The following is a 17,517-nucleotide window of genomic DNA, read 5'->3' as shown; positions in this document are numbered from 1 at the left end:
TTGCAACTGGCGATGCTTCTTGACATTTCGGTAGCCCCTCTTCTTATATCCCATAATATGAAATGCAATACCATATTATGGGATTTTGGACCGGCGCCATTGGAAGTGAATGAACCGTCCGAAACCATCTGAAAGGCCGCCGGCAAGCCGGGGTCACATGGGAGAAGAAGTGATGACCGATGCAACACGTTTTGCGGGCCGCGTCGCGGTGGTTACCGGCGGGGCGGCGGGTATTGGCTTGTCCGTCGCCAGTCGTATCGTCGCGGAGGGCGGCAAGGTCGCTCTTTGGGACCGGGATCCGGCAGCGATCGAGGCGGCTACCGCGAAGCTTGGCGCCAGCGGTCTCGGCATCGCTCTTGACGTTTCGGATTGGGAGGCGGTCGAGGCGGCTGCGAAAAAGACAGCCGATACTTTCGGCGGAATCGACATCCTTGTGGCGAGTGCGGGTATAACCGGCCCTAATACAACAACATGGACCTATCCCGTCGAGGACTGGCGGAAGGTGATCGACATCAACCTCAACGGCGTCTTCTATTGCGACAAGGCCGTGGTGCCCTTCATGCTCGAGAAGAGCTACGGGCGCATCGTCAACATCGCCTCCATCGCGGGCAAGGAAGGCAATCCCAACGCCCCTGCCTACAGCGCTTCCAAGGCCGCGGTGATCGGTCTCACTAAATCTCTCGGGAAGGAGCTTGCCAAGAGTGGGATCACCGTCAATTGCGTAACCCCAGCCGCCGTGCGGACCGCAATCTTCGATCAGATGAGCCAGACCCACATCGACTTCATGCTGTCCAAGATACCGATGGGACGTTTCGGTCAGATCGAGGAAGTTTCGGCGATGATCTGCTGGCTCGCCTCGGATGAATGCTCCTTCACCACGGGCGGTGTGTTCGACGTGTCTGGCGGACGTGCGACTTACTGAAGTGGTTATACGAGGCTGGGACGGTGCAACCCAGCCTCCGTGGGCAGGCGCTATAGGTCAAGAAATGCTTCAGACCGGAGGACAGGGATCCGACGTGAGAAGTTCTCGTCGCAGCAACGACTCGAGCCAGTCCGCAAAGACTTGGAGGCGGCGAGATAGATGCTGGCGGTGCGGATAGAGCAACGTCATCGGCATCGGCTCGGCGCGATGATCTGGCATCACGGCGATGAGTTCACCCGCCTCGACATGTCTCTTGACGTCATAGGCCGGAATCTGGATGAGCCCGAGCCCCGCGAGGCAGCAGGCGATGTAGGCTTCGGCGCTATTCACGGTCACGCGACCGCGCATGGGCATGGCGCGTAACGTGTCGCCCTCGACCCACTCCCAATTGTCCACGCGGCCATTGGAGGGGGAAGCGTAATTGACGGCCCAGTGGCTGGCGAGATCTGCCGGCGACTTGGGGACCCCGCAGCGATCGAGATAGGCTGGGCTCGCGACATTGAGGAGCGGCAACTTGCCGATAGGCCGGGCGATCAGGCCTGAATCGTTCAAGGTGCCCACGCGCAGCACACAGTCGATACTGTCCTCAATCAGATTGATGGCGCGATCGGTGACGCCGAGGTCAATGTCCACGCCGGGATGACGATTGAGAAAATCCGGCAGGGCAGGGGCGATGATCAAGCGCCCGATGCGGGCGGGAACATCAACCCTGAGTTTGCCTGTCAGGCCGGCGTCTGTCTGACGAAACAGGTTTTCTGCTTCTTCAACATCCGCGACAAGGCGCAGGCATCGCTTGTAGAAGTCGAGGCCGTCCTGGGTCGGGGAGACCTTGCGCGTGGTGCGGTGGAGGAGCCGCGCTCCAACCCGGTTTTCGAGCTCCAGTACAGCTGCGGACACGGAAGATCGTGGCAGGCCAAGGATAGCCGCCGCCCGCGTGAAGCTCGAACAATCAACGACCCGCGTGAAGATGCGAAAAAGATCGATACGGTCCACAGGGCGCGCAACCTCGCATTGTTCGGCATATCTGACAGATGATGTCAAAATCCGCAACTTTATCGGCTGAGCCTAGACGATAATCTTTATCGGCAAAAGCGGTCGCGGGATGTGGCCGCGTGCCGGTAGAGGAGGCAAGGCCGTGACCGACCATACCATCAGGGGCAAGACCGTTATCATCGCCGGTGGGGCCAAGAACCTCGGTGGGCTCATTGCCCGCGACTTGGCCGCGCATGGCGCGAGGGCGATTGCGATCCATTTTAACAGTGCTGCCACGAAGCCGGAGGCGGAAGCCACCGTGGCGGCTGTAAAGGCTGCCGGTGCTCAAGCTGTCGCGTTTCAGGCGGACCTGACGGCTGCCGCCGCCGTAGAGCAGCTCTTCTCCGACGCGGTTGCGGCGATTGGGCGTCCTGACATCGCGATCAATACTGTCGGCAAGGTGCTGAAAAAGCCGATCCTCGAGGTTTCAGAAACTGAGTACGACGAAATGAGCGCGGTTAACGCCAAGTCGGCTTTCTTTTTCCTCAAGGAAGCCGGCAAGCACCTGAATGACAACGGCAAGATCTGCACATTGGTGACTTCGCTGCTGGGGGCTTATACGCCGTTCTATTCCGCCTATGCAGGCACCAAGGCACCGGTCGAGCATTTCACACGCGCCGCCTCAAAGGAGTTTGGCGGGCGAGGCATTTCCGTCACGGCAATTGGCCCTGGCCCCATGGACACGCCGTTCTTCTACCCGGCCGAGGGCGCCGACGCGGTGGCCTATCACAAGAGCGCTGCGGCGCTGTCGAATTTCTCAAAGACGGGGCTCACCGACATCGAAGATATCGTCCCCTATCTCCGCTTTCTGGTCTCCGAGGGCTGGTGGATGACGGGGCAGACCATCCTGGTCAACGGTGGCTATACGACGAAATAGCGCAAGCTCCCAATCGCATCATTCCTCACGTCGGGGAAGAGGACACTCTCTGTGTTCCTGTCCCCCCACTTGATGGCCAGCGCAGCTGGCCAGGAAGGGGATCCGGAGTTCATGCCCCCATGCTCTGGGTCCCCTTCTCCTCCTGGTGAGAACGATATTTTCCCGTGCAGCTCACCGTGGCGGTATGTGTCAAAGACGAGGATATAGTCCACCTCTCCGCAACATTGAGGGTATTTAGGTGTCATGCGGCCCAAGAAGGCTCTAGCTGGCCAGACAACCCGAACGGACAGCGGTGAGCTTGCGGCGGAAGTCGTCGGGTTTTGGCGGGCTTCGGAGGGCAGGTGGTTTGCCAAGGACAAGCGCTTTGATGCCGCTTTCCGCGAGCGCTTCCTCGACCTGCATCTCGCTGTCTCGGCCCGCCGCTATGATCGGTGGATGGAGAGACCAGAGGACGCTCTTGCCCTCCTTATCCTCACAGATCAGTTTCCGCGAAACGCCTTTCGCGGCACAGGGCATATGTATGCCACCGATCCCCTCGCGCGCTTTTACGCTCGTCAGGCCCTGGCGCTTGGGCATATGAAGCGTGTGGAGGCGGCGTTGCGGCTTTTCTTCTGCCTGCCGTTCTCGCATTCGGAGGATGAAGCGGACCAGGACATTGCCGTGACATTGAACGGGCAACTCGGGCAGCCATGGCTGGAGCATGCGGAGGGGCATCGCGATATCATTCGGCGCTTCGGGCGCTTTCCTCATCGCAACCCGGTTCTGGGGCGCGAGACAACGCCCGAAGAGGTGGCCTTCCTGAATGCAGGTGGGTTCAAAGGGTGATGCGTTGTCGCATTCCTCGAGGCGGATCGGCGGCGGGAGGGCCGGCCTGCTGCCACCCATCCCGCGGACCGGGACTGGCAGGCTGGTCGCGATCAAGGTCCGGAGCGGAGATCGGCGCGTTCAATTCCTTTTAAGCCAATCCTGCTATCCCCTTAGTTGTCGCGATGCGCATCGCCTGGGGTGTCTGTTCTCACCTGCTTAGGGATGCCCAGAAGGCGCGACGCGTATCGATGGGGTATGAATGGCGATGCGTTTGAGTGCTGCCCTTGTTCTGATGTGCGGTGCCGTGCTCTATAGTATTCCGGCACTTGCGGCGCCTGAGGCCGGCCCGGATCGTACGCAATCCATTGGCGCGGACACGCCGTCCGCCGACAAGCCGAAAACAGCAGCCGCCATAAGCGATCCGCTTCCCACCACGCGCGAGGAATGGCTCGCGGTGACAGGCGCTGTGACCTTTCCGCGTGCACTGCCGAGACAGTCCAAGGTCAGCCCTGCAATCGTAAAGCTGCAGATCATGCTCGATCGCGTGCATGCCTCTCCCGGTGTAATTGACGGGCATCTCGGCAGCAATGTCGCAAAAGCGATTTCTGCTTTTCAGGCCATGCGAAACCTGCCTGTCAACGGCGTCCTCAACCAAGCGATCTGGGATAGCCTGGAAAGGGAGAACCCCGAGCCGCCGCTCACGGCTTATACCATCACGGTAGAGGATGTCGCCGGGCCATTCGTGCCAGACATGCCCAAGGATTACGCTGCATTGGCAACTCTTTATCGGCTCGCCTATCGTAATCCCGTGGAACTGCTCGCCGAGAAATTCCATATGGACGAGGACCTGTTGCGGCGCCTCAATCCCGGAGCGACGTTTGAGGCGCCGGGCGAGACAATCGTTGTCGCTGACGTCCGTCAAAAGAAGGCGCGCGCGAAGGTCGCGAAACTCGTCGCGGACAAGTCGACCAAGCAACTGCTTGGTTACAGTGCGACCGGCGAACTCGTCGTCGCCTATCCCGCGACGATCGGCAGCCGGGACCTTCCATCACCCACGGGTGTGCACCTGATTGGAGCGATCGCGGTTAATCCCGAGTACTGGTACCGCCCCGCGGTCAATTTCCAGCAGGGCGACAACACGAAGGCACTCCGCATCGCCCCTGGGCCGAATAACCCCGTTGGCTCAGTCTGGATCGGCCTGGACAAACCGACATATGGCATTCACGGCACTCCGGAACCCAGCCGGATCGACAAGACGAATAGCCATGGCTGCATCAGGCTGACCAACTGGGACGTGGAGGAATTGGTCAAGCTGGTGCAGCCGGGTGTCCCCGTTGAATTCCTCGATGGCGTGGAAGTCACAAGCTCGATTCGCTGATTGGCGTCCTTTCAACCGAGATTGGGTCGCCTGATTCCCGGGGCGTCATCCTCGGCCCTTTGCCGCGGATCACGATCGGAGGGGCATGAGCCTCTCTCGAGATGTCCGCATCAGTCCGACCATACGACTGAGGGGCAGGGAAACTAAATCGTGGGAAATGCTTTAGCCAGGCACGGTATTGTCGCCGCGCAGCACTTCGCAGAGCGCGTGGGTGACATCGCGGGTCGTCGCCCTCCCGCCGAGGTCCGGCGTGTGCAGTGCCGGATCCGCCGTGACGCGCTCGATCGCGCGCATGAGGCGCGCGGCGGCCGCGGGCTCGCCGAGATGCTCCAGCATCATCACCGTCGACCAGAAGGTGGCTATGGGATTAGCGATGCCCTTGCCCATGATGTCGAAGGCTGAACCGTGGATCGGCTCGAACATGGAGGGAAAACGCCGCTCCGGATTGAGATTGGCGGTGGGGGCGATGCCGATCGAGCCGGCCAGCGCCGCGGCGAGGTCCGAGAGGATATCGGCGTGCAGATTGGTGGCGACGATCGTGTCGAGGCTTTCCGGCTTCAAGGTCATGCGGATCGTCATGGCATCAACCAGCATCTTGTCCCAGGTGACATCGGGAAAGTCGCGGGCGACCTCGGCGGCGATCTCGTCCCACAGCACCATGCCGTGCCGCTGGGCGTTGGATTTCGTCACCACTGTCAGGAGCTTGCGTGGCCGCGAGCGGGCCAGTGCGAAGGCATAGCGCATGATTCGGGTGACGCCGGCGCGGGTGAAGATGGAAACCTCGGTGGCGATCTCCTCCGGCAGGCCGCGATGCGAGCGCCCGCCCTGGCCGGCATATTCGCCCTCCGAGTTCTCGCGCACGATGACCCAGTCGAGCGCCTTGTCGTCGATGTCGCGTAAAGGCGTGCGGATGCCCGGCAGAATGCGCGTGGGGCGTACATTCGCATATTGATCGAAGGGCTGGCAGATCGCCAGCCTAAGTCCCCACAAGGTCACGTGGTCCGGCACGTCGGGAGCCCCGACGGCGCCGAAGTAAATGGCGTCGCAGCCGGCGATCTGGGCCAGCGCGTCATCCGGCATCATACGCCCGTGCTGCTTGTAGTAGTCCGATCCCCAGTCGAAATGGTCGAAAGCGAAGGCGAAGCTGCCTTCGCGCTGGGCGAGCGTCTCGAGCACCTCGATTCCAGCCGCGATGACCTCCTTGCCGACGCCATCGCCGGGAATGACTGCGAGCCTGTAGGTTCTCATCGGGGCTTCCTCGCGATCTTCTTCCATGCAATCTTCCATGGAAGATGAACCACGGCTCGCCGCCGGGGTCAATCGCATCTGAGGGCTGCAGGTGAGTCCGCCGGCGGGTTCTGCCGAAAGGCCGCAGAGGCGGCTGGGGGGCAAGGTGGCTGGGCTGATGGAGCAGATCTCGGTTATGAAGAGAGCATGTCCAAGCCACACCCCGAATCCGCTACGCGCTCCTCGCTCGTCAGTGATGCCTACAGCGCGATCAAGGCCGCGATCCGTGACAACCGTCTGACGCCGGGATACCACGGCTCGGAGCAGGAACTGGCCACCCAGTTCGGCATGAGCCGAACGCCCGTGCATGACGCGGTCATCCGCCTGCAGGAGGAAGGGCTCCTGCGACTTATCCCTAAGCGCGGGGTGTTCGTCACGGTGATCGCCGACAGCGACATCGACGAAATTTATGATGTGCTGGTCGGGCTTGAGGGCGTGGCGGCGCGGCGCTTGGCGAGCCTGCCCGGAGAACAACGGGACGACGCGCTCGGAAACCTGCGCGATGCGACCTCCAGGATGCGCGCGGCATTGGCTGACGGCGATCTCGATCGTTGGGCGCAGGGCGACGAGGCGTTCCATCGCGCACTGGTAGAGAACTGCGGCAATGCCCGCATAGTGCGGATCGTTGAGACGGTCTCTGACCAGGCACATCGGGCGAGAATGCTCACCCTGCGTCTGAGGCCCCTGCCGGAGAAGGCGGCGGCCGAGCATGATGCGATCATCGCCGCTATTGCCGCTGGTGACGGCGCGGCAGCGGCCGCGGCGGCCGGCGCCCATCGGGAGGCCGCCCGGGCGATCATCCTGCCGCTTCTCGCCGCCCATGGTTTCGTCCGCCCGCGGCCGCTCGGAGGACAAAGATAGGAGACCGCGCCGCGCACTTGGGTGCGGTCTGCCGGTGACTATCCAGTTACCGGGCGGCGGCGCGGAGGTTGGCCACCACCGCCTCGGCGACTTCGTTCGTGGAAGCGCGTCCGCCCTGGTCGGGCGTCAACACGTCGCCAGCGCGCGTCGTCGCCTCGATGGCCGCCAGGATGGTGGCACCGGCCTTGGCCTCGCCGAGATGCTCCAGCATCAGCGCGGCGGTCCAGATCGTCGCCAGTGGGTTGGCGATGCCGCGATGGGCGATATCCGGCGCCGAGCCGTGCACGGGCTCGAACATCGACGGCACGCCGCCCTCCGGATTGATATTGGCAGAGGCCGCGAAGCCGAGGCCGCCCTGGATGGCGGCGCCGATATCGGTGAGGATATCGCCAAATAGGTTAGAGGCGACAACGACATCGAGCGTTTCCGGGTTCGTGATGAACCGGGCCGCGATGGCGTCGACGTGGTAACGCTTAACCTCCACGTCGGGATAGTCCCTGGCGACGATGTCGGTGACCTCGTCCCAGAACACCATGGAGTGCTTCTGCGCGTTGGACTTCGTCACGGAAGCCAGGCGCTTGGTGCGGCGGCGCGCCTGCTCGAAGCCGTAGCGCAGGATCCGTTCGACAGCTTTGCGGGTGAAAATCGCGGTCTCGACCGCGACCTCATCCTGCGTGCCGACATGGAGCCGCCCGCCGGCACCAGAATACTCGCCCTCCGTGTTCTCCCGGATGCACAGGATGTCGAAATTCTCCGCGCGCAGGGGGCCCTTCACGCCAGCCAGCAGGCGATGTGGCCGTGCGTTGACGTACAGCCCGAACTGTTTGCGGATGGGAAGCAACAAGCCATGCAGGGACACGGAATCGGGCACCTTTGCGGGCCAGCCGACCGCGCCCAGCAGGATGGAATCGAAGGGACGCAACTGCTCGATGCCGTCCTCCGGCATCATGTGGCCCGTCGCGAGGTAACGCTCGCATGACCAGTCGAAATGCTCATAGTCCAGGCCAAAGCCGAAGATATCGGCGGCCGCATCGAGCACTTTCCTTGATGCTGCGACCACTTCGACGCCGATTCCGTCGCCGGGTATGACGGCAATGCCATAAGAGCTCATCGGCTGTCCTCTGCTATGATCCGCAACCTGTCCGCGATCGGACACGCGTTTTCCGATACAGCCGTTATGTGCCAAGGGGAAGCCCGCACGCGCAATTCGCAGTGATCGGCAGCGCGAATGAGGTCCATCGCGCCACTGCCTGCGCGGATCGATGGGGGGCGTGGTAAAAGCTCTTGCATGTCGCGGGCTATGCGGCTTTGTGAGAAAGATCTGATATCGGCATGGCCCAAGACGATAGGCGACCAGAAGTCATGGCCACGAGAACAAGGTTCCGGATGGCGCCACATCACGTGGAGGAGCGTGCACGGATTCCATGCGTGCAGGGCTCCTGACATGGCGGTGCGTCGCATGGCTTCCACCCCAACAAACTATCCGCGCGTGTGCCCCTGCGGCGACACGGCGCTGACCGTTGAATTCGGCGACGCGGTGGATCCCGTTCTCAACGCCAAGGTCCTGGCCCTTGACGCGGCGCTGAAGGCACGGCCTCTCGCCGGCGTTGTCGAGACGGTGCCGACTTATCGTTCACTGCTCATCCATTTCGACCCGGTCGCCGCGGACCCTGAAGCGCTGCCGGACGCGCTTCTCGCCCTCGCCGCCGACCCGCCGACCGGTGAGGCTAGCGCGCGGCGCTGGCGCATTCCCGTTGTCTACGGCGGTGAATTCGGGGAAGATCTCTCTGATGTTGCGGCCCAGCACGGTCTCTCGCAGTCAGAGCTGATCGAGGCGCATTGCGGGTCTGTCTATCGTGTCTACATGATCGGCTTCCTGCCCGGATTCACCTATCTGGGCGGCCTCGATCCCAGGCTCGCCACATCGCGTCGGGCGGAGCCGCGCCTGCTCATCCCCCCGAGTTCGGTCATCATCGGGGGCGCGCAGGCGGCGATCAGCTCGATCGCTGGGCCGAGCGGCTGGCATCTCCTGGGGCGCACGCCCGTTCGGCCCTATCAACCTGGCCGTGATCCCGCTTTCCTAATCGCGGCGGGTGATGAGATCGTATTCGAGCCGGTCGCGGCCGACCGTTGGCCAGCCCTCGACAAGGCCGCCGACGCCGGCGAGCCGGTCGCGGAGCTTGTGGCATCGTGAGCGCTCTCATTCTGCGCGATTGCGGGCCGGCGACATCACTTCAGGATGGCGGGCGGTTTGGCTACCAGCGCTTCGGCGTCTCCCCGGCGGGCGCGATGGACCAGTCCGGGCTCGCGGTTGCCAATGTGCTGGTCGGAAACGCCACCGACGTTGCCGCCATCGAGTTCATGGTGCAGGGGGGCTCAATGATCTGCGAGGGAGGGCCTGTTCATGTGGCGCTCGCCGGTGGCGGCGCGACACTTACCGTGGATGGCACGCCCCTGGCGCCGCTCACCTCCGTGCTGCTGCACGAGGGCGAGGTGCTGACGGTGAGTGCCTGCCGCGCCGGGCTCTACGCCTATCTGGCCGTTGCGGGTGGCTTTGATGCGGCGCCTGAACTTGGCAGCCTTTCCTTGCACCGTCGCTCGGGCATGGGCGGCCTTGTCGGCCGGCCGCTTGCCGCCGGCGACCGGCTGCCCTGCCCCGTCGCGGAGCAGGCCCGGCCGAGCCGGTTCACGGACGGGCCGGCTGTCGAGGGAGGTCCTGTCCGTGTTGTTCTCGGCCCGCAGGACGACTATTTCGAGCCGGCGACAATCGCCCGCTTTCTCGGGGAGAGATATCGCGTTTCCCCGCGTATCGACCGCATGGGCTATCAACTTGATGGGCCGAAGCTCATCGCCGCGGGTGGCCACAATATTGTATCCGACGGCATCGTCAGCGGCCATGTGCAGGTGCCGGGCCATGGCCAGCCGATCGTGCTGATGCGCGACCGACAGACGACGGGTGGTTACCCAAAAATCGCGACGGTGATCAGCGCCGATCTTGATCGGCTGGCGCAATCCGTGCCCGGCACGGAGCTGACGTTCCGGGCGATCGAACGGGAAGAGGCGGTGCGACTGGCCCGCCAGCATCGCGCCGCCATCGCATCGCTTGCGGGCCGCCTGAAGCCCGCCCGCCCGGACCTCGACGCGCGCCGGCTGCTCGGGCTGAACCTCATCAGCGGTGTGGTCGACGGCCGATATCCTGTGGAGGAGGGGGACATCGCCTAGTCTCGTTCAATGGACTTTTATCTGAGCTGTATGCTGCCCCAGCCCTCGGTCTCCTCACATCAAATCCGACAGATAGTGCAGATCTTGAGTCACGCAGATACTGAGCCGCCTTTCGACAGGGTTCTTGTCGAGGGCGAGCGCAAGTCGGTCGATCTGCAGGACAGGTGCCCCAGGCGCGACGCCGAGAATGGCGGCGTCATCGGCTGACGCGCCGACCGCTTTGAGCTTTTCCTGTGTGTTGGCGATGGTAATGCCGTAGTGCATCGCATAGAGACCATAGAGGTTGTTCGGCACGGCCATGCCTGCGAGATCAGGAAAGAGTGCAGCGGGAAGCGTGATCGCCTCAGCGATGACCGGCCTGTTCTCTATCGATCGCACCCGTTTGATGCGGATGACCCGACTTCCCGGCGCCAGGGCGAGCAGAGAGCGTTCGTTGGCATCAGCACGTCCCTGAGACAGAGATAGTACCCGGCTGTCGGGAAAGCTCGGCGCGCCGCTGTCGGGAACCAGCTTGAAGAACTGGAAGAGGATGCGCTCTTCATCGTGGCGGGCGACGAAAGTGCCACGGCCCTGACGGCGTACCACGAGATTTTCGGCCGCCATCGCATCGAGCGCCTTGCGCACGGTGCCCTGGCTCACGCCGAGATCCGCCGCAAGCTGCATCTCACTGGGCAACGCCTCGCCGGGAGCCCATACGCCATCGACCAGATTGCGGATGAGCCGGTCTCGGACCTGACGGTAGAGCGGCCGAAAGCCGAGTGTTTCGATATCGTCTTGAGGCGCTGTCATGCGTTTCCGTTGATACCCTCGGGCAAGATGCCCGCAAAACTGTGTCTGTCTCATCCAGGGTCAGGTGCGATTTTCAGCGCCACTGACGCGCATGCTCCGCGGCAAGTTCGCGGGAAGAGTTATCTTATATCATTTATGAGACAAAAGAGAGAGCTTCGCTCGCCTTTCCGAGATCTGCGCTTTGGGATGGGACGTGCGTCGGACAGCCCATTAACCCCACGAGGCTGCGAACGGCTGGGTTCCTCGTCAACTGGACGCGCTGAAGTTGCCCTGCAGGCCTCATGGAAGTCCTATGGCGGACGCAAGCCAATCCTCGTGTTATATAAGATATCTGTTATATTATCGCTCCGCGCTCGTGGCTGCGTATCAACCCGAGGCGGCTAAACGACATCTTTTTTGTTCCAAGCCAGCGTCAGTCTGGTCGACGAACCGTGCGTATCAACGGCGGACATATTGCAACGCCAACAAACGGCGGGAGGAATTTATCGATGCGAATATTGATGCAGGCGATTGTGGCCGGTCTTATGACGGTAGCGACGGCGGGTGGCGCGGTCCAAGCGCAATCCTATCCCTCACGAGCCATAACACTGGTTGTTCCTTTCGCGGCGGGAGGCCCGAGCGATGCGATCGCGCGCCTTATTGGCCAGTCCATGTCGGAAACGCTTGGACAACAGGTCGTGATCGAGAATGTCGCGGGGGCCGGCGGGACGTCCGGTGCCGCGCGCGTCGCCAAGGCGGATCCGGATGGTTACACGCTGCTCATCCACCATGTGGCTCTCGCGGCCGGAGCATCGCTCTATCCGAAGCTCGCCTACGATACGGCAACGGCCTTCGCCCCCATCGGACTTGTCAATTCCGGGCCGATGGTCCTGATGTCGAAAAAGGATTATCTGGCGACCGATGCCGCGGGCCTCACAGCCAAACTGAAGGCGGACGGGATGAAGGCCACGCTCGCCCATGCCGGCGTCGGATCGAATTCACATCTCTGCACCCTGCTTTTGCAGAAGGCATTGGGCGTCACGTTCACGCAGGTTGCCTATCGCGGCACCGGCCCCGCGATGAACGATCTGATGAGCGGGCAAGTGGACGTGCTGTGTGACCAGTCGACAACAGCCGTTCCGCAGATCGAGGGTAACACTGTCAAAGGGTTCGCGGTGACCTCGCAGGAGAGGCTGCCGGTTCTCAAGGACTTGCCGACATTGCAGGAGACGGGCCTCAAGGACTTCGCCTTTACCATCTGGCACGGAATCTACGCCCCAGCGGGGACCTCGCCCGACGTGGTGGCCAAGCTCAATGCGGCGCTGCAGAAGGCGTTGGACGACAAGAACGTGCAAACACGCTTCGCAGAAGTCGGCACGCAGCTTTTCCCCACGGGAGAGCGAACGCCAGCCGCGCATCAAGCCCAATTCGCCAAGGAGATCGCGACCTGGCGCGCTGTCATTGGAGAGAACGGGCCGAAGAACTGATGCAGAAGAACTGATGCAAGTGTTCCGGGCACGCGGGCCTTTCGGTTCCGGCGTGCCCGTCCGCCTTGTGTCTCTACGTCACTCGCGCCGCAATGATCCCTCCCCTCCGGGGAGGGTGGCGCCGCAGGCGCCGGGTGGGGCCAGCTGACTTTGATCCGACCGAAGGGCAGGAACGGCTGCCGGCTTGAGGGTTCGTTCTCCAGCGTATCCCCACCCGACCTCGCTGACGCGAGGCCACCCTCCCCTAGGGAGGGATCAACGCGACAGCTCTGTCGTGTCATCAAGCTAGTTGAATCTGCGCGCCGATGACATGACACGGAGGGTTACTTGGTCCTGTCGGAATGCCGGTTGGCTAAAGCCCCCGAATGTCGGAGAGCAGGCCGTCGGCGACGGTCAGGCCGTCCTTTTCGGCCCTGGCGCGCAGGGCAAGGCGGCGGGAGCCCGGCAGGCGGGCGCCGTCCTGCGCGGTGATCGCCTCCGCGAGCACGGCGAAACGGGCGGTGGCACCGGGGCCACCGAGGCGGGCGGGGTCAAGCGCCAGGATCAGTTGCCCGGTGTCCGGCGGTGGCCCCTCGGCATCGAGAAAGGATGAAGCCTCCGCGGCATAGCGGGCGCCGGTGAGGCCGGCGGCCAGAAGCTCCACCATCAACGCGAGCGCGGTGCCCTTGGCGTCGCCTAGGGGCAGCATCGTGCCCTTGAGCGCTGCGTCCGGATCAGTCGTCGGCTGTCCGGATGCGTCCAGGGCCCAGCCGGCGGGAATGGGCTCGCCCTTTTGTTTGGCCGCGAGAATATTCCCGCGCGCCACCTTGGACACGGACAGGTCCACCACGATGGGGGCCGCGTTGGCGAGCGGGCAGGCGAAGGCGATGGGATTGGTGCCGAACACCGCGCGGGAACCGCCCCAGGGCGCGATGGCGGCCGGCGTATTGGCGAAGATGAGGGCGACAAGCCCACCCTCCGCCAGCCTCTCGACAGCGTGGCCGGCAGCGCCGCAATGATGCGAATGGCGGATGGGGGCGACGGCGACGCCCTGGCTGCGCGCGACCTCCGGCAGGGCATCGAGCGCGGCATCGAGTGCCGGATAGGCGAAGCCATGGGCGGCATCGACCGCGACGACGCCGGGGGCCGGCCGCGTGACGACGGGCCGGGCAAAGCCATCCACCTTGCCGACCTTGGCCTGGGCTGCATAGCTCGGCACGCGCGACAGGCCGTGGCCCTTCAGCCCGTCCGCCTCGGCGGCGACCAGCGCGCGGGCGACGCTCGCGGCATTGGCCTCATTGACGCGGGAGCGGACGAGGGCTGCGGCGACGAGATCTCGCGCTTCGACGAGTGACAGGACAGGCATGGCTTGCTTTCGGCTGGGTTATGCCCCGGCGAGATGGCGGCGGATGTTGTCCACCGTCACCCACGAGACGCGCACATTCGATTCCACCGTTACCCCGGCGATATGCGGCGTCAAGATGAGGTTGGGGGTGCCCGCGAAGCCCGCACCACGGCCTGCGGTGAGCGGTTCTTCCGCGAACACGTCGAGCGCCGCCCCGCCGAGCTGGCCGGCGCGAAGCGCGGCGGCGATGGCGCTTTCATCCACCACGCCGCCCCGTGCCGCATTGATGACGAGCGCGCCCTTCTTCATGCGGGCGATCGCGGCGTTGTCGATCAGCCCACGCGTTTCATCGGTCAGCGGCACATGCAGCGATACCACGTCAGCCTCGGTCAGGAGCCTGTCCAGAGGCTGCGCCTCGACACGTCCCCAGGGTTGCGTCCACGCCTCGGCGGACGGCGGCAGATAGGGATCATAAGCGGTGACCGTCATGCCAAGGGCGGCCGCGCGCTTCGCGGTTTCGCGGGCGATCGCGCCAAAGCCGACGAGGCCGAGCCGCTTACCGGCGATCTCGCGGCCGATAAGGGCATTGCGCGGCCAGGCTCCGGACGCCACCTCAGCGCTGGCGCCGTACGCGCCGCGCAGAAGCAACATCGCCGTGGCGATGACGTATTCCGCGACAGATGTGTCGTTGGCGCCGGACGCCGGATAGACGGCGATGCCGCGTGCCTTGCAAGCAGCCACATCGATATTGTCGAGGCCGACGCCGAGCCGTCCGACTGCCTTGAGGTTGCGTGCCGCGTCGAGCAGGGCGCCACGCAGCTGCGTGCGGTTGCGGACGATGAGCGCGTCTGCCTGACCGATCACGACGGCCAGATCGTCCGGGCGGTCGACGAGACTGGGATCGTAGAGGACCTCAAACCCGTTGAGGCCGCTGCGGATCGCTTCCTCATCCATGAATTCGCTGATCACGATCATTGGCTTGGCCTCGAGAGGTCCATAGAGCTGAGCCCGGCTGGCGCCGAGCTCAGTACAAGGTTCGGAACAATTTCGAAGACGGCTCAGGCGCTCCGGTAGAGTTTCGTCATGACGAACTCGCGGTGACCGAGGGACTCCGCAGCGGTCAGGCGGCCATTGGCCGTGCGCTGGATCATGCTGATCAGGGCGTCGCCAGCACTTTCCAGCGTCTGGTCGCGGCGCAGAATACCGGTCACGTCGAGATCGATATGCTCGGACATGGTGCGCATGGTCTTCGGATTGCCGGTGATCTTGATAACCGGCAGGATCGGGTTGCCGATCACATTGCCCTGGCCCGTTGGGAAGGTGTGGACAACATAGCCGCCAGCCGCCATGAGCGTCACGCATTCAGCGGCTGCCGACGAGGTGTCCATGTAGTAGAGGCCGGGGCCTCGCGCAGGCATTTCGGCCGGCTCGAGAATATCGATGAATTTCGACGTTCGGCCGATCTTCTCGAGATTGCCGAGCGCCTTTTCCTCGATGGTCGTCAACCCGCCGGCAATATTGCCCTTGGTCGGCTGGCTGTCGGAAAGGTCATCAGTTTTGTGCGCCTCGATCACGTCGTCCTGATAGGCCTTCCACATCTTGTACCAGCGTTCACCAAGCTCCGGCGTCGCGGCGCGCGCTTTGCAGAGGTGCTCGGCGCCCGTAATCTCGGAGGTTTCCCCGAACACTCCGTAGATGCCTTTCGGGATCAGCTTGTCGTACATGTTGCCTACAGTCGGGCAAGACGATAGGCCGGTCGTGGTGTCGGATTCGCCACATTTCGTCGAGACCCAGAGCTCGCTGATCGGGAATTCTTCCCGTTGCAGCTCGGTTGCCCATTGCAGGTATTGCTTGGCGACATAGGAGGCGCGCGCGATCGTCGCGATGTCCCCGTGGCCCTCGATGCCGAAGCCCGTTACGGGTTTGCCAGTCTTGGCGATGCCGTCGACCACCCGTTTGGTCCAGCCCTCTTCGATGCCGATCACGACCACCGCGGCGACATTCGGATTCGAGCCGACGCCGATCAGCGTGCGGAAGAAGACATCAAGGTCTTCGCCGAACTGCAGGCGGCCGTACGCGTGCGGCAGCGCGAGCGTACCCTTGATCGCATTGGCAACCGCTTCGCAGGCGGCGTTGGACAGGTCGTCCAGCGGTAAGATGACGACGTGGTTACGTACACCCACCCGCCCGTTTTCGCGCTTCCAGCCATGGAACGTCAGCTTGCCGTAATCGCCATTGGCAAAGAGGGCCTTTGTCTGGGCGGCCGAAGCGGCGATCGCAGCTTCCGAATTGCTTTGCATGGCCTTGATCCTCACCAGCGCTTTGTCTTGACGTTATGAACGTGCAGGTGCTCGCCCTTCGCGATGTCAGCAATCGCCTTGCCGATGTCCTCGCCGTATTTGACAATGGTGTCGCCAGCCTTGATGTCCTTGAGGGCGACCTTGTGGCCGATCGGCACGTCATGGGCGGCCATGAGCGTGAAGGTCGTGTCGTTCTCGGTGATCAGACACAGCATTTCGCTGCCGGCCTTCAGATCCTCAACAACCACGACCCCGCAGCTGTCCTGGGGCGTGTGAACGAGGCATTGCGGAATGCTCATGGGACTGTCCCAACCTCCCTATGATGATCGCGCCGCCCTTGCCCGAGACACAGAGATGGGCCGCAAGCGCCTTTCCCAGCCCGGTCCCAATGAGAAGGGCTTTGATCTACGGCAGCGAGGCGTGAACCAGCTTGTGTGGCGCATCATCCCGGTGGGCCGTCGGTATTCCTATCTTATATAAGACATAAGATAACCGCGTAAGTCAACCAAATGGCGTCGGGTGCGAGTATCTGGCGGTCGGCTCGCTCGACAACGACTTCTTGATCAGGATCAGGACGGGACAGATAGTTTCTGCTTAGCTGCAAGCATCACCGCAACGGCAGCGCGGTGTGCCGCGTTGATATTGAGCATTTCGGGGCGGTCAAAGCAGCCCGGCTGATGAGGAGGTTGACATGGTTGAGCTACCCGCGAATTTCCGCAGGATCAGGTTGGAGCTGGCGCGCGAACCGGGCCATCCAGTGGGAAGCCCCCTCGACGGCTACGAATTTGCCGCGCCGCTCATGGCAGACGGGCATATCGACGCCACGACCTGGAAGAAGCATGCCGAGCATTGCCGCGTCCGGCGTTTTCGCGCGCATGAGGCCGATCAGCATGGTCGTCTCGCGCGTAAGCCTGGCGGGAGCTGGTATTTCGATTATGACCGCGGTAGCGATGCGGACGACGAATCCGGCTTCCGCTTCAACAAGGAAAGCTTTCAGCCCGGAGAATATGTCTCGATCCGCGATGACGAGCATATGCATACTTATCAGATTGTTTCGGTCGAGCCGCTTTGACAGCTCGGGTCTCGCCGGTTGCCCCGGGTGGACATTCGCGGAAGGGAGCCCAATCTGTGAAGATCTGACGTATCATCGCATAACGACACGCGGCGGTTATGAAGATGGACAAATCCAGCGCACCAGCAGCGGTGAGCCACGAGCATCATCGTCCGATGGGTAAAGATCCCGAGGAGATGC

17 protein-coding genes are annotated in these 17,517 nt (G+C 63.0%); 9 read left to right on the top strand and 8 right to left on the bottom strand.

The genetic code is table 11. The features are described from left to right. Positions 1-172: 172 nt before the first annotated feature. The gene (locus KIO76_RS20595) at positions 173-922 is read left to right on the top strand and encodes an SDR family NAD(P)-dependent oxidoreductase (protein WP_213325474.1); all 750 of its coding nucleotides are present in this window, start codon (positions 173-175) and stop codon (positions 920-922) included. A 69-nt stretch (positions 923-991) separates the two neighbouring features. Here KIO76_RS20595 and KIO76_RS20590 read toward each other — a convergent pair whose 3' ends face one another. Continuing rightward, complete coding sequence (locus tag KIO76_RS20590; RefSeq protein WP_213325473.1) at positions 992-1,915, bottom strand: LysR family transcriptional regulator; 924 nt, start codon at positions 1,913-1,915, stop codon at positions 992-994. A 142-nt stretch (positions 1,916-2,057) separates the two neighbouring features. Between KIO76_RS20590 and KIO76_RS20585 the strand changes: the two genes are divergently transcribed. From KIO76_RS20585 to KIO76_RS20575, 3 genes are all read left to right on the top strand, one after another. Next, positions 2,058-2,831, top strand: a complete 774-nt coding sequence (locus KIO76_RS20585; RefSeq protein WP_213325472.1) for an SDR family oxidoreductase — start codon at positions 2,058-2,060, stop codon at positions 2,829-2,831. A gap of 243 nt (positions 2,832-3,074) precedes the next feature. After that, positions 3,075-3,656 (top strand): DUF924 family protein, encoded by a 582-nt coding sequence (locus KIO76_RS20580; RefSeq protein ID WP_213325471.1) that lies wholly within the window; start codon positions 3,075-3,077, stop codon positions 3,654-3,656. 241 nt (positions 3,657-3,897) lie between these two features. Beyond that, a complete protein-coding gene (locus KIO76_RS20575) occupies positions 3,898-5,016 on the top strand; it encodes a L,D-transpeptidase family protein (protein ID WP_213325470.1) in 1,119 nt (372 codons plus the stop codon). A 162-nt stretch (positions 5,017-5,178) separates the two neighbouring features. On the opposite strand, the gene KIO76_RS20570 is transcribed toward KIO76_RS20575, so the two are convergent. Then, on the bottom strand, positions 5,179-6,264 hold the full coding sequence (locus KIO76_RS20570; protein ID WP_213327043.1) for a tartrate dehydrogenase: 1,086 nt from the start codon (positions 6,262-6,264) through the stop codon (positions 5,179-5,181). Between the two features lie 186 nt (positions 6,265-6,450). On the opposite strand from KIO76_RS20570, the gene KIO76_RS20565 reads away from it, so the two are divergent. Beyond that, a complete protein-coding gene (locus KIO76_RS20565; protein ID WP_213325469.1) occupies positions 6,451-7,164 on the top strand; it encodes a GntR family transcriptional regulator in 714 nt (237 codons plus the stop codon). A gap of 46 nt (positions 7,165-7,210) precedes the next feature. Here KIO76_RS20565 and KIO76_RS20560 read toward each other — a convergent pair whose 3' ends face one another. Beyond that, on the bottom strand, positions 7,211-8,275 hold the full coding sequence (locus KIO76_RS20560) for a tartrate dehydrogenase (RefSeq protein WP_213325468.1): 1,065 nt from the start codon (positions 8,273-8,275) through the stop codon (positions 7,211-7,213). A gap of 348 nt (positions 8,276-8,623) precedes the next feature. Here KIO76_RS20560 and pxpB point away from each other — a divergent pair, with 348 nt between their 5' ends. Together pxpB and KIO76_RS20550 are read left to right on the top strand one after the other, a co-directional pair. Then, positions 8,624-9,358 carry a 5-oxoprolinase subunit PxpB gene (pxpB, locus tag KIO76_RS20555; protein ID WP_213325467.1) on the top strand — a complete coding sequence of 245 codons (735 nt, stop codon included), beginning with the start codon at positions 8,624-8,626 and terminating at the stop codon, positions 9,356-9,358. Then, a complete protein-coding gene (locus KIO76_RS20550) occupies positions 9,352-10,386 on the top strand; it encodes a 5-oxoprolinase subunit C family protein (RefSeq protein ID WP_502761910.1) in 1,035 nt (344 codons plus the stop codon). The genes pxpB and KIO76_RS20550 overlap by 7 nt, the downstream gene beginning before the upstream one ends. Positions 10,387-10,440: 54 nt before the next feature. On the opposite strand, the gene KIO76_RS20545 is transcribed toward KIO76_RS20550, so the two are convergent. Then, entirely contained in the window at positions 10,441-11,175 is a 735-nt protein-coding gene (locus tag KIO76_RS20545) for a GntR family transcriptional regulator (RefSeq protein ID WP_213325465.1), read from the bottom strand. 488 nt (positions 11,176-11,663) lie between these two features. Here KIO76_RS20545 and KIO76_RS20540 point away from each other — a divergent pair, with 488 nt between their 5' ends. Further along, positions 11,664-12,641, top strand: coding sequence for a tripartite tricarboxylate transporter substrate-binding protein (locus KIO76_RS20540; protein WP_213325464.1), 978 nt, complete (start codon positions 11,664-11,666; stop codon positions 12,639-12,641). A gap of 352 nt (positions 12,642-12,993) precedes the next feature. Here the strand turns inward: KIO76_RS20540 and KIO76_RS20535 are convergent, their stop codons facing one another. The 4 genes from KIO76_RS20535 to KIO76_RS20520 all read right to left on the bottom strand — a co-directional run bounded on the left by KIO76_RS20535 (position 12,994) and on the right by KIO76_RS20520 (position 16,564). Next, the gene (locus KIO76_RS20535; protein ID WP_213325463.1) at positions 12,994-13,986 is read right to left on the bottom strand and encodes an Ldh family oxidoreductase; all 993 of its coding nucleotides are present in this window, start codon (positions 13,984-13,986) and stop codon (positions 12,994-12,996) included. An 18-nt stretch (positions 13,987-14,004) separates the two neighbouring features. Then, complete coding sequence (locus KIO76_RS20530) at positions 14,005-14,940, bottom strand: hydroxyacid dehydrogenase (RefSeq protein ID WP_213325462.1); 936 nt, start codon at positions 14,938-14,940, stop codon at positions 14,005-14,007. 83 nt (positions 14,941-15,023) lie between these two features. Continuing rightward, entirely contained in the window at positions 15,024-16,280 is a 1,257-nt protein-coding gene (locus tag KIO76_RS20525; RefSeq protein ID WP_502761897.1) for a UxaA family hydrolase, read from the bottom strand. Further along, positions 16,277-16,564 (bottom strand): UxaA family hydrolase, encoded by a 288-nt coding sequence (locus tag KIO76_RS20520; protein ID WP_213325461.1) that lies wholly within the window; start codon positions 16,562-16,564, stop codon positions 16,277-16,279. Before KIO76_RS20520 ends, KIO76_RS20525 begins: the two co-directional genes overlap by 4 nt. A gap of 392 nt (positions 16,565-16,956) precedes the next feature. On the opposite strand from KIO76_RS20520, the gene KIO76_RS20515 reads away from it, so the two are divergent. Then, a complete protein-coding gene (locus KIO76_RS20515) occupies positions 16,957-17,337 on the top strand; it encodes a hypothetical protein (protein ID WP_213325460.1) in 381 nt (126 codons plus the stop codon). Positions 17,338-17,517: the final 180 nt, after the last annotated feature.

The sequence above is a fragment of the Chelatococcus sp. YT9 genome, assembly GCF_018398315.1.
In the GTDB taxonomy this organism is placed as follows: domain Bacteria; phylum Pseudomonadota; class Alphaproteobacteria; order Rhizobiales; family Beijerinckiaceae; genus Chelatococcus.
This window is presented reverse-complemented; position numbering and strand designations above follow the sequence as displayed.

What these genes read in the sequence shown, in the direction of transcription:
- KIO76_RS20530 (WP_213325462.1), bottom strand. Translation starts at nt 14,940, where the DNA reads ATGATCGTGATCAGCGAATTCATGGATGAGGAAGCGATCCGCAGCGGC.
- KIO76_RS20575 (WP_213325470.1), top strand. Translation starts at nt 3,898, where the DNA reads ATGGCGATGCGTTTGAGTGCTGCCCTTGTTCTGATGTGCGGTGCCGTG.
- KIO76_RS20535 (WP_213325463.1), bottom strand. Translation starts at nt 13,986, where the DNA reads ATGCCTGTCCTGTCACTCGTCGAAGCGCGAGATCTCGTCGCCGCAGCC.
- KIO76_RS20540 (WP_213325464.1), top strand. Translation starts at nt 11,664, where the DNA reads ATGCGAATATTGATGCAGGCGATTGTGGCCGGTCTTATGACGGTAGCG.
- KIO76_RS20570 (WP_213327043.1), bottom strand. Translation starts at nt 6,264, where the DNA reads ATGAGAACCTACAGGCTCGCAGTCATTCCCGGCGATGGCGTCGGCAAG.
- KIO76_RS20565 (WP_213325469.1), top strand. Translation starts at nt 6,451, where the DNA reads ATGTCCAAGCCACACCCCGAATCCGCTACGCGCTCCTCGCTCGTCAGT.
- KIO76_RS20580 (WP_213325471.1), top strand. Translation starts at nt 3,075, where the DNA reads ATGCGGCCCAAGAAGGCTCTAGCTGGCCAGACAACCCGAACGGACAGC.
- KIO76_RS20515 (WP_213325460.1), top strand. Translation starts at nt 16,957, where the DNA reads ATGGTTGAGCTACCCGCGAATTTCCGCAGGATCAGGTTGGAGCTGGCG.
- KIO76_RS20520 (WP_213325461.1), bottom strand. Translation starts at nt 16,564, where the DNA reads ATGAGCATTCCGCAATGCCTCGTTCACACGCCCCAGGACAGCTGCGGG.
- KIO76_RS20595 (WP_213325474.1), top strand. Translation starts at nt 173, where the DNA reads ATGACCGATGCAACACGTTTTGCGGGCCGCGTCGCGGTGGTTACCGGC.
- KIO76_RS20560 (WP_213325468.1), bottom strand. Translation starts at nt 8,275, where the DNA reads ATGAGCTCTTATGGCATTGCCGTCATACCCGGCGACGGAATCGGCGTC.
- KIO76_RS20545 (WP_213325465.1), bottom strand. Translation starts at nt 11,175, where the DNA reads ATGACAGCGCCTCAAGACGATATCGAAACACTCGGCTTTCGGCCGCTC.
- pxpB (WP_213325467.1), top strand. Translation starts at nt 8,624, where the DNA reads ATGGCTTCCACCCCAACAAACTATCCGCGCGTGTGCCCCTGCGGCGAC.